The sequence below is a fragment of the Microbacterium sp. 22179 genome, assembly GCF_052045715.1.
Taxonomy (GTDB): domain Bacteria; phylum Actinomycetota; class Actinomycetes; order Actinomycetales; family Microbacteriaceae; genus Microbacterium; species Microbacterium galbinum.
This window is the reverse complement of sequence record NZ_JBQEPJ010000001.1, coordinates 1,019,330-1,030,356: the sequence shown is the minus strand read 5'-3', so window position 1 is coordinate 1,030,356 and position 11,027 is coordinate 1,019,330. Positions and strand designations below refer to the sequence as shown.

Below are 11,027 nucleotides of genomic sequence, written 5' to 3'. Positions count from 1 at the left end.
AACACCGGTGACTGCTTTCGTGCGTTTCTTGTGGGTGTGGAGGCGGCGTACTCCCCTCCCTCCCCACACAGGGACCCCCCCCCCTCTCCTTCCCCCCCCCCCCGGCACCCGCGGCGGCGCAGACGCCGTCGGAGACCCCGCGGCCGGCCGCTCTTCGTCTGGAGACGGGTGCCGCGACCCCCGCGACTCTCGGTCCCGCTGCGCGCGCGGAGGCCGAGGTGCGCGGCATGAGCGTCACCAAGCAGGCGGCGAGCGTCGTGATGGGACACATCCCGGTGACGGATGCCGCGGCTCTCCACGCGTACATGCAGCAGGGACTCGGCGGCTTCATCCTGATGGGGTCGAACATCCCCGCCACCGAGCCGGAGCTGCGCGCGCTCACCTCCGCGTTGACGGTCGACGAGTCGCTTCCTCCGCTGATCGCGATCGACCAGGAGGGCGGGATCGTCTCGCGTCTGCCGTCCGACGCGTTCGCGGCATCGACGACCCTGAAGTCCGCGCCGGTGGAGGACACGACGGATGCCTTCACGGCACGGGCCTCACTGGTCGCCCGCGCCGGGGTCAATGTCAACTTCGGCACCGTCGCCGACGTCACCGCGGATTCCGCATCCTTCATCTACGGGCGGGCTCTCGGCACCGACCCGTCGTCGGCCTCGGAGCGCGTCACGGCGGCGACGACGGCGCAGGAGGGGTTCCTCGCTTCGACCCTCAAGCACTTCCCGGGACACGGAGCGGCGGAGGGGGATTCGCATCACGCGATCCCGACGACGCCGATGTCGAAGGAGCAGTGGCGCACGGCCGACGAGCCCCCGTTCGCCGCCGGGATCGATGCGGGTGCCTCGCTGCTGATGTTCGGACACCTCGCCTACACCGCGGTCGATCCCGCGCCCGCGTCGATGTCGGCCGAGTGGCATCGGATCGCTCGCGAGGAACTCGGTTTCGAGGGCGTCATGGTGACCGACGATCTGGGCATGCTGCTCTCGTCGGGCGACCCCGCCTACGCGGATCCGGTGGCGAACGGCGTCGCCGCGATCGCCGCGGGCAACGACCTCGTGCTCATGATCGCGGGGTCAACGCCCGAGACCGCCGGTCGGATGGTCGCGGGACTGGTCGCCGCCGTGGAGTCCGGCGACCTGCCGGCCGAGCGACTTGCCGACGCGGCGACCCGCGTCAGGGAGCTGCGCCTCGAGCTGGCCGCGGATACGGCCGACTGGTCGGTGTGCGAGGACTGCACGCCCGCCGGCTGAGCTCGCCTTACGCGGCCGCGGTCTCCGCATCGCCGAGCCACGCGTCGAGCAGCGCCGTGCGCAATGCCGCACCGCGGTCGGCGAAGACCCGCTGGCGGCGCACGTACTCCGCCTTGCCCTCGCTCGTCTCGATCGGCACCGGCTCGACGTTCCAGGCCGAGAGGTCGTAAGGGGCGGCCTGCATGTCGAGCAGGCGGATGTCGCGCGCGAGCTCGAACGCATCGAGCAGCAGGTCGCCGGGAACGAGGGGTCCGAGCTTGGTCGCCCACTTGTAGAGGTCCATCCCCGCGTGCAGGCAGCCCGGCTGCTCGAACAGCGGCTGCTCTTCGCGCGTGAGCGCCGAGCGGTTGAGGGGCACGGCCTCGGGAGTGAAGAAGCGGAAGGCATCGAAGTGGGTGCAGCGCAGATCGTGCGCCTCGACCACCGCGTCGGTGCCCTCTCGTCCCAGCCGGAGCGGCACGGGATGGCGGTGCTCGTCCGCCTGGTAGACCATGGCCCACTCGTGCAGACCGAAGCAGCCGAACTGTCCGGGGCGTGAGGCGGTGCGGCGCAGCATCCGTTCGACGAGTCCCGCGAGCTCCGGCTTCTCGCGCGCGAAGGCCGGAGCATCGGGCACGACGCTGTCGGGCGCCGATCCCTCGGCGTACCAGCGCCAGCCCGCGCGCTCCGGGGCGCCGGCGAGCTCGACGCCCGCGCCGGGATGCCAGCGACGCAGCTGCGCGGGCTTGTACGAGTAGTAGGTGAAGAGGAAGTCCCACACGGGGTGCTTCTCCCCGGCCGCGGCGCGCGAGCGGTGCTCGACGGTCAGGGCGTCGGCGCGCTCCTGGTGGGCGTGCTCCCGCGCGCGCCAGTCGACCTCGTCCAGGGGGAGGGGCATGTCAGTCCAGGATGCCGGCGTCGCCGAGCCGGTCGCGGAGCCCGGCGCCGTCCTCGGCGCTGACCCAGGGCACGTCCTCGTCGCCGTGCGGCTCGGCATCCGTGCGCCCACCGGCGAGAACGGCCTCCGCGGGGAGCAGACGACGGATCGCCACGCCGGCGACGGAATCGGGATGCTCCTCGAGGAAGGTCGAGTAGATGGCCTCGTCGTGCTGCCCGTCGTCGCCGATGAGCAGCCAGCGCACGTGCGGGAACTCGTCGGCGAGCCGACGCAGGTTGGTGAGCTTGTGCTCGCGGCCGCTGCGGAACCAGCGGTCGTGCGTGGGGCCCCAGTCGGTGAGGAGCATGGAACCCGCGGGGAAGAGGTGGCGGCTCAGGAAGCGGCGAAGCGTCGGCGCGATGTTCCATGCGCCGGTCGACAGGTACACCATCGGAGCGCCCGGATGCTGGCGCAGCAATTGGTCGAGGAGCACGCCCATGCCGGGCACGGGGATGCGGGCGTGCTCGTCGAGCACGAAGGAGTTCCAGAACGCGATGAACGGACGCGGCAGAGCGGTCACCATCACGGTGTCGTCGACGTCGGAGACGACCCCGAACGTGGTGGACTCGCCGACGACGAAGGCGGTCGCCTCGACCGGCTCCTGCTCTTCCGTCGACACGCGGAACGTCTGCCATCCGGCATCGAGATCCGCGTGGATCACGGCGTCCACCACCCCGCCGCGGTCGGCGACGACCTGGTGGACCGTGTCGCCGACGTGCACCGAGACCTTCGCGAAACTCACCGGGATCCCGACGAAGCTTCGCCAGCCGCGGATGCTCGCGAGCTCCCCGTCCTTACCGCGTCGCTGCGGCGGCACGATCAGGACGCGCCCGACGACGCGCACCCAGCCGGGTCCGCCATAGCCCGGGAACGGCACGACCGTCGCGGTGCGACCCCGCTTGCGCGCACGAACTTCACGCCACACATGGAAGCGGTGTTCGAGTCGGGCGAACCAGTGGATCCGGGGCGCCGGGGGTGCGGAAGCCATTGGCTCAGTCTTTCACGTCCGCCTCGGGTTCCGCGTCGTGGGCCTCGAGGTGGCGGGCTTCCGAGCGCTCGAGGAGCTTCTTGCCGAGGTAGACCACGACGAGGAAGACGACGATGATGCCGACGAAGACGTATCCGGCGTAGTGCACGCGATCGACCATCTCGTCGAAGGTCAGCGCGGCGAGAGAGGTGACACTGACGTACGCGACCGCCCAGATCACGCAGGCGGGAGCCGTCCACGCCAGGAAACGCCGGTAGGAGTAGGCGCTCATGCCGACCGTGAGGGGCACGAGCGAGTGCAGCACGGGCAGGAATCGCGAGAGGAAGATCGCGATTCCGCCGCGGCGTTGCAGATAGCGCTCGGCACGCACCCAGTTCTTCTCGCCGATCCGGCGCCCGAGCCACGACGTGCGGATGCGGGGGCCGAGCCAGCGACCCAGAGCGAAACCGATGCTCTCGCCGATCAGCGCGCCGATGACGACGGCGATCACCATCGCGGTCGCCTCGACCGGACCTCGAACGCCGATCGAGGCCATGATCACGACGGTGTCGCCGGGCACGATGAGTCCGATGAGGACGCTGGTCTCGAGCATGACGGCGACGCCGGCGATGAGAGTGCGGGTGACGGGGTCGATCGAACGGATGAATTCGAACAGCCAGGTCAAGAGGTCATCCACAGCACGAGAATACGGGAGCGGCCAGGTTCTAGGCTGACAAGGTGCCCCATCGTCCACCCGCTCGTCCCCTTTCCGTCTGGGTCGAGCCCGTCGACGTCTTCCGTGTTCTCGAGGCCTCGTCGCCGGAGGTGTTCTGGCTCGACGCGGGTCTCGATACGGCGAACGGGTGGAGTTTCGTCGGGGTCGGTGAGCCGTCGGCGCTGCCCGCTGATGTGGCGCTCGGGGAGGTCCGCGGCGCTCCCGCCGACGGGGGAGCGGCCGACGATGAACGACCGCCGTTCCGCGGCGGATGGGTGGGCTGGCACGACTACGAGACCGGGGCGGCCGCGGCCGGTGCCCCGACCGACGGCGGCGACGCGGATGACCGGGCGTCGTGGATGCGTGTGCAGCGTTTCGCCGCGTTCGACCATGCGCGTCGGCGGGTGTGGGTGCAGACCGAGGGAGACTTCGGCGAGTGGGAGTCCTTCGTCGAGGAGGCGGCGGTCGCGGCATCCGCTCTTCCCGACCTGCCGAACGCGCCGGTCGCCGGTGTCGTGGCCGAGGCCCGGCACGAACCGGCGGAGTACGCGAGCCTCATCGAGCGCTGCCGTGACCTGATCCGGCAGGGGATCGCCTATCAGCTCTGCCTCACGACGCGCTTCTCGGCTACCGGTGTCGGCGATGCGGTCGCGGTCTACGCGCGACTGCGCGCCGCAACGCCCGCGCACCATGGAGGTTTCGTTCGGATCCAGGGGCGTGCGCTGCTGAGCGCGAGCCCCGAGCAGTTCCTCCTCGCCGCGGACGGCGTCATCCGCACGCGGCCCATCAAGGGAACGCGGCCGCGATCCGCGGATCCGATCGAGGATGCCGCTCTCGCTGCCGAGCTCGCCGTCAACCCCAAGGAACGCGCCGAGAACGTCATGATCGTCGATCTCATGCGCAACGATCTCTCCCGCGTCTGCGTCGCAGGGTCCATCCGCGTGGAGGGGCTGTGGGTCGTGGAGAGCTATCCCGCGGTGCACCAGCTCGTGAGCACGGTCAGCGGCACGGCGGCGCCCGGTGCGACCGTCGGTTCACTCCTCGACGCCGCATTCCCGGCGGGCAGCATGACCGGGGCCCCGAAGCTGTCGGCCATGACGCGCCTGCACGCGCTCGAAGGCGGTCCGCGCGGGATCTACGCCGGATGCTTCGGCTACATCGGAATCGACGGCGCCGTCGATCTCGCTATGGTCATCCGCAGCATCGTGATCGATGGCGAGCGGGCGACCGTCGGCGCCGGTGGCGGGATCACCTGGGGATCGGATGCCGCGGCCGAGGTCGCCGAGGTCGCGACCAAAGCGCGTGCGCCGCTCGCGGCGCTGGGCGCTGTCCTGCCCGGGGCCTGGGGTTCCGATATCCTGAACTGATCCCGATTTTCCTTTCAGATTGGTCGTGCGTTCGTTGTCTGAGAACCTGTCCACCGCTCCCGCCGAGGACGAGACGTCGTCGGCTCATGCCATCCAGGCCAAGTGGCAGAAGTACTGGGCGGAGAACGAGACGTTCCTCACCGGCGGCGATGACGACACGCGCCCCCGGCGTTACGTGCTCGCGATGTTCCCGTACCCGTCCGGCGACCTGCACATGGGGCACGCCGAGAACTACCTGTACTCCGACATCGTGGCGCGCTTCTGGCGTCATCGCGGGCACAACGTCCTGAACCCGATCGGGTGGGACTCCTTCGGGCTGCCCGCCGAGAACGCGGCGATCCGTCAGGGCGCCGACCCGCGCGAGTGGACGTATCAGAACATCGCGCAGCAGAAGGTCGGGTTCCAGGCGTACGGCGTATCGTTCGACTGGTCGCGCGTGCTGCACACGTCCGACCCCGAGTACTACCGCTGGAACCAGTGGCTGTTCCTGAAGATGCACGAGCGCGGTCTCGCCTACCGCAAGAAGAGCGCCGTCAACTGGTGCCCCAACGACCAGACGGTGCTGGCGAACGAGCAGGTCGTCGACGGTCGCTGCGACCGTTGCGGCTACGAGGTCGTCAAGAAGAAGCTGACGCAGTGGTACTTCCGCATCACCGACTACGCCGACCGTCTGCTCGACGACCTCAACCAGCTCGAGGGCTTCTGGCCGCACAAGGTGCTGCAGATGCAGCGCAACTGGATCGGCCGCTCTGTCGGCGCCGACGTCGACTTCCGTATCGAGGGCCGTGACGAACCGGTCACCGTGTTCTCGACGCGCCCCGACACGCTGCACGGCGCCACGTTCTTCGTCGTCGCGCCCGATTCCGACCTGGCCGCTGAGCTGGCGGCGGATGCTCCGGCCGAGGTGCGCGAGCGCTTCCAGACGTACCTCGAAGGGGTGCAGAAGGAGACCGACATCGCCCGCCAGGCGACGGATCGCCCCAAGACGGGCGTCTTCCTCGAGCGCTACGCGATCAACCCGGTCAACGGCGAGAAGCTGCCGATCTGGGCTGCCGACTACGTACTGGCCGACTACGGTCACGGTGCGGTCATGGCGGTTCCTGCGCACGACCAGCGCGACCTCGACTTCGCCCGCGCGTTCGACCTGCCGGTCAAGGTCGTCGTCGATACGACGGCGCCCATCACGGGAGCGATGCCGGTCATCGAGGTCGACGACGAGGGCGTGCCGATCGACACCGGCGCCCTCGACGACCAGAACCCCGCGTCGACGGGCATCGCGCTCACGGGTGAGGGGCGTCTGATCAACTCGGGCGAGCTCAACGGCCTGTCCAAGCGCAACGCGATCGCCCGCGCGATCGAGCAGCTCGAGGCCTCGGGCACCGGTCGCGCCGCGAAGAACTACCGTCTGCGCGACTGGCTGATCTCGCGTCAGCGGTTCTGGGGAACGCCGATCCCGATGCTGCACGCCGAAGACGGCAGCATCATCCCGGTCGCGGAGGACAAGCTGCCGGTTCGTCTGCCGAGCATCGAGGGCCTCGATCTCAAGCCGAAGGGCACCTCGCCCCTGGGCGGTGCCGAGGGCTGGGTGCGCACGGTCGACCCCGCCACCGGTGAGCCCGTGCTGCGCGACCCCGACACGATGGACACCTTCGTCGACAGCTCGTGGTACTTCCTGCGCTTCCTGTCGCCGAACAGCGATCAGGTCGCCTTCGACCCCGCCCAGGCCGCACGATGGGCTCCGGTCGACTCCTACATCGGCGGTGTCGAGCACGCGATCCTGCACCTGCTGTACGCACGCTTCATCACGAAGGTGCTGTTCGACATGGGGCTGATCGACTTCACCGAGCCGTTCTCGAACCTGATCAACCAGGGCATGGTTCTCCTCGACGGCCAGAAGATGTCGAAGAGCAAGGGCAACCTCGTGCTCTTCCAGGAGGAGCTCGACGCGCACGGCGCCGACGCACTGCGCGTGGGCCTGGCGTTCGCGGGGCCCGTGGAAGACGACAAGGACTGGGCCGACGTCTCGACGACGGGTGCCCAGAAGTTCCTGTCGCGGGCGCTGCGCATCGCGCGCGAGGTCTCGAGCCCGGTCGACGTCGTCTTCGACGGCGGGGACGCCACGCTGCGTCGCACGACGCACAAGCTTCTCTCCGAAGCGCCGGCGCTCGTCGAGCAGACCAAGTTCAACGTGCTCGTCGCCCGCCTGATGGAGCTGGTGAACACCATCCGCAAGACGATCGACAACGGTGCGAACGGCGCTGCCGACCCGGCGGTGCGCGAGGCCACCGAGACCGTCGCCGTGATGCTCGACCTCATCGCCCCGCACACGGCGGAGGAGATGTGGGAGATCCTCGGACACGAGCCGTCCGTGGGTCTCGTGACATGGCGTTCGGCGAACCCGGCGCTGCTGGTCGAAGACACCATCACCGCCGTCGCGCAGGTCAACGGCAAGGTGCGCGCTCAGCTGGAGGTCTCCGCACGCATCGGCGAGGCGGAACTCGAGGCTCTCGCCCGCGGCGATGAGCGCGTGATCCGGGCGATCGGTGACAAGGAGATCGTCAAGGTCATCGTGCGTGCGCCCAAGATCGTGAGCTTCGTCGTCACGGGCTGATCCGCTCTCTCGATCGAGACCGCCGTCCGGATGCCGGGCGGCGGTCTCGGCGTTCCGGCGGGTGTGGTTCTGCACGGCTGACCGATGTGCGGAGTTGTCCACGGTGTGCGGGAAGCGGTGCGGGCCAGCGGAATCGGGCGGCCTAGCGTGGGCGGATGCCGCCGACCGAAGCACTTCCAGATGACGCCCTGCCTGTGGATGCTCCGCCCGTGGATCCTCCGTCTGCGCCCCGGCGCCTGCGCCTGAGCATCGGAGCGGCGGTCGTGCTCGCCCTCGTCGTGCTCTCGGTCGCGGTCGGGCTCGGGATCCTCCGCGGACAGGCCGCCCCCGTCGAGACGGTGTCGATCGGAGACGAGTCGATCGGAGACGAGTCGACCGGTGACGAGTCGACCGGTGCGACGGATGCCGCGGGCGCCACCGCGCCGGGCGGGGAGCTCTACGTGCACGTCCTCGGCGCCGTCGAGAAGCCGGGACTGTACGTGCTCGCGATCGATGCTCGGATCGTCGACGCCCTCGCTGCGGCCGGCGGAACGACCGAGGAGGCCGACCTCGCCGCGATCAACCTCGCCCGCATCGTGACCGACGGTGAGCAGGTGGTCGTGCCCGTCGTCGGCGCGACCGTTCCCGAACCGGGTTCCGGCACGGCTCCGGGCTCGGGGTCGACCGCTCCGGGCGACGACCGGATCGACCTGAACTCCGCGGATCAGGCGGCGCTCGAGACCCTGCCGCGCATCGGCCCCGCGCTGGCCGAGCGCATCATCTCGTGGCGCGACGAGAACGGGCGTTTCCAGACCGTCGACGACCTCCTCGCCGTGCCGGGCATCGGCGAGAAGCTGCTCGAGGGTCTACGCGACGGCGTGCGGGTGTGAGGCGACGCGACCTCCGACTGCTGCCGATCGCCGGGGGAGCCTGGGCGGCGGGGCTGCTGTGCGTGTTCCTCCCGCAGATCGCGGGCGCAGCGGCTACGGCCTGCATGCTCGCGGCCATTGTGGCCGGGGTCGTCGTGAGGTGTTCCCGCACTCGTGGAGCGGAGCGCGGGGGACTCGTGATCGTGGTGCTCGCGGCGGCGGCCGCGGTGGCGACGACAGCCTGCCTCGCCATGCCGGCGCGCGAGGCGGTTCGCGAGCGGGAGGCGTTCGCGGTCGAGGTCGTCGCGGACGTGTCGTCGTCGGCGTCGGTCGGGAAGGACGGGCGCCTCTGGTTCGAGGCGCAGTCTCGCTCTATCGAATCGGCGAAAGGTACAGCAGCGGTCTCGGCGCCGGTGCGCATCGGTGTCGAGCCGGCCGAGGGGGTCGATCTCGGTGCGACGATCCGAGTGACGGGGCAGCTGGAGGCGACGGATCCGGGGGAGCGCTCGGCAGCCGTCGTCTTCGCGAGCGAGGCGGAGATCGTGCGCCCGGCTTCGGGTGTCTTCGCGGTTGCGGCTGGCGCGCGCAGCGCGTTCATCGAGCGAGCGACGCGCCTGCCCGAGCCGGGTGCGGGGTTGCTGCCCGGTCTCGCCGTCGGTGACACCAGGGCGGTCTCCGACGCGCTGAACGACGACATGCGTACCAGCGGCCTCAGCCACCTGACCGCGGTCAGTGGCGCCAACTGCGCGATCGTGGTCGCGGCGGCGTTCTGGCTCGTGGCCCTGTGCGGGGGCGGGCGCCGTCTGCGGGTCGTCGTCGCCGCTCTCGCACTGGCCGGATTCGTGGTGCTGGTGACCCCCGAACCCAGTGTGATCCGCGCGGCGGTGATGGCCGGGGTCGCGATGCTCACGGTGCTCCTCGGCCGTCCGAGCGCCGGCGCGGGGATGCTCGCGCTGTGCGCCACCGGCATCCTCATCGCCGACCCCTGGCTGGCCGCGACGGCCGGGTTCGCCCTGTCGGTCGCGGCGTCGGGAGCGCTCATCCTGCTGGCGCCTCCGCTTGCGCGCGGGCTCGCTCGGTGGATGCCGCAGCCGCTCGCTCTCGCGATCTCGGTGCCCCTCGCAGCTCAACTGGCCTGCGGTCCGATCATCGCGCTGTTCGCCGAGCAGCAGTCCCTGGTGGGGATCGCCGCCAACCTGCTCGCCGCTCCCGCGGCGCCGATCGCGACCGTGATCGGTCTTCTCGCCTGCCTCGCCGCACCGATCCCGATGCTCGCCGATCTTCTCGCGGCATCCGCCTGGTTGCCGGCCGCGTGGATCTCGGTGACCGCGACGGTGAGCGCGCGATTGCCGCTCGCGCAGGCATCCCTGGTTCCCGGCATCGGCAGTGCCGTGCTCGTCGCGGTGCTCAGCGCCGCCCTGGGGATCATCGTGCGCGGGCGGCGAGGAGCGAGCGACGTCGGCGGCCGCCGAGGCCGGTGGTTCTCCTGGACGTACCGCGTCGCGGCGGTGGTGCTCATCGTGGCACTCTCGCTGGGCGGCGCGCATCTCGCTCTGCAGGGGCCGCTCGCGGCGATGGCGGCGCCATCCGGCTGGTCGATCGCGGCGTGCGACGTGGGTCAGGGGGATGCGCTGCTCGTGCGATCGGAAGGAGAAGTCGCACTGATCGACACCGGCCCGGAGCCGGGCCCGCTCGACGACTGCCTGCGGTCGCTCGGCATCGACCGCATCGACCTCCTCGTGTTGACGCACTTCGACCTCGATCATGTCGGGGGAGTGGACGCCGTGCGCGGACGCGTCGACGAGGTGCTCCACGGACCCGTCGTCGAGGCGGAGGAACAGCTGATCCTCGACGGGCTGGGGGCCGCTGGTGCGACTGTCACCGAGGCGATGGCGGGGATGCGCGGCACGCTCGGTGCATCGACCTGGCGGGTGCTCTGGCCGCTCCGCGAGTCGGCGGTGTTCCCCTCCGGCAACGACGCGAGCGTCGTGATGGAGGTCTCCGGTGGTGGCGTGCCGCGCTCGCTCTACCTCGGCGACCTGTCGGCCGAAGCGCAGCGGATGCTCGCGCGCAACGTCCGTCTGGCGGGACCCTACGACGTGGTCAAGGTCGCCCATCACGGCAGTGCCGATCAGGATCCCGCGATCTACGAGACGATCCGTCCGGCGATCGCGGTCTTCAGCGCGGGCATCGACAACGATTACGGCCATCCGCGCGCGGAGACGCTCGACCTGCTGACGGCGGTCGGGGCGCACGTCCTTCGCACCGATCGACAGGGACGCATCCTGCTGGGGATCGACGACGGCCGGATCGCGGTCTGGACGGAATCCGACGTCGGTGCCCCCGAGTAGGCTGG

8 protein-coding genes are annotated in these 11,027 nt (G+C 70.3%); 5 read left to right on the top strand and 3 right to left on the bottom strand.

What is annotated here, in order from left to right:
* The first annotated feature begins 227 nt into the window (after positions 1-227).
* On the top strand, positions 228-1,247 hold the full coding sequence (locus ACTJKK_RS05060; protein ID WP_440747188.1) for a glycoside hydrolase family 3 N-terminal domain-containing protein: 1,020 nt from the start codon (positions 228-230) through the stop codon (positions 1,245-1,247).
* Positions 1,248-1,254: 7 nt separating this feature from the next.
* Here the strand turns inward: ACTJKK_RS05060 and ACTJKK_RS05055 are convergent, their stop codons facing one another.
* Genes ACTJKK_RS05055 through ACTJKK_RS05045 form a run of 3 tightly spaced genes read right to left on the bottom strand, consistent with a single transcriptional unit; the run spans position 1,255 to position 3,827 of the window.
* Complete coding sequence (locus tag ACTJKK_RS05055) at positions 1,255-2,124, bottom strand: 3-methyladenine DNA glycosylase (protein WP_440747187.1); 870 nt, start codon at positions 2,122-2,124, stop codon at positions 1,255-1,257.
* Between the two features lies 1 nt (position 2,125).
* Positions 2,126-3,151, bottom strand: a complete 1,026-nt coding sequence (locus ACTJKK_RS05050) for an App1 family protein (RefSeq protein WP_247632027.1) — start codon at positions 3,149-3,151, stop codon at positions 2,126-2,128.
* A 4-nt stretch (positions 3,152-3,155) separates the two neighbouring features.
* Complete coding sequence (locus ACTJKK_RS05045; protein WP_247956341.1) at positions 3,156-3,827, bottom strand: DedA family protein; 672 nt, start codon at positions 3,825-3,827, stop codon at positions 3,156-3,158.
* Between the two features lie 41 nt (positions 3,828-3,868).
* On the opposite strand from ACTJKK_RS05045, the gene ACTJKK_RS05040 reads away from it, so the two are divergent.
* The 4 genes from ACTJKK_RS05040 to ACTJKK_RS05025 all read left to right on the top strand — a co-directional run bounded on the left by ACTJKK_RS05040 (position 3,869) and on the right by ACTJKK_RS05025 (position 11,022).
* Positions 3,869-5,212 carry an anthranilate synthase component I family protein gene (locus ACTJKK_RS05040; RefSeq protein ID WP_440747186.1) on the top strand — a complete coding sequence of 448 codons (1,344 nt, stop codon included), beginning with the start codon at positions 3,869-3,871 and terminating at the stop codon, positions 5,210-5,212.
* A gap of 34 nt (positions 5,213-5,246) precedes the next feature.
* Positions 5,247-7,823: a leucine--tRNA ligase gene (gene leuS / locus ACTJKK_RS05035; protein WP_440747185.1), complete on the top strand. Its 2,577-nt coding sequence runs from the start codon at positions 5,247-5,249 to the stop codon at positions 7,821-7,823.
* Positions 7,824-8,032: 209 nt separating this feature from the next.
* Positions 8,033-8,692: a helix-hairpin-helix domain-containing protein gene (locus ACTJKK_RS05030; protein ID WP_440747184.1), complete on the top strand. Its 660-nt coding sequence runs from the start codon at positions 8,033-8,035 to the stop codon at positions 8,690-8,692.
* Positions 8,689-11,022 (top strand): ComEC/Rec2 family competence protein, encoded by a 2,334-nt coding sequence (locus ACTJKK_RS05025; RefSeq protein ID WP_440747183.1) that lies wholly within the window; start codon positions 8,689-8,691, stop codon positions 11,020-11,022. Before ACTJKK_RS05030 ends, ACTJKK_RS05025 begins: the two co-directional genes overlap by 4 nt.
* Positions 11,023-11,027 lie beyond the last annotated feature (5 nt).

What these genes read in the sequence shown, in the direction of transcription:
- ACTJKK_RS05060 (WP_440747188.1), top strand. Translation starts at nt 228, where the DNA reads ATGAGCGTCACCAAGCAGGCGGCGAGCGTCGTGATGGGACACATCCCG.
- ACTJKK_RS05055 (WP_440747187.1), bottom strand. Translation starts at nt 2,124, where the DNA reads ATGCCCCTCCCCCTGGACGAGGTCGACTGGCGCGCGCGGGAGCACGCC.
- ACTJKK_RS05050 (WP_247632027.1), bottom strand. Translation starts at nt 3,151, where the DNA reads ATGGCTTCCGCACCCCCGGCGCCCCGGATCCACTGGTTCGCCCGACTC.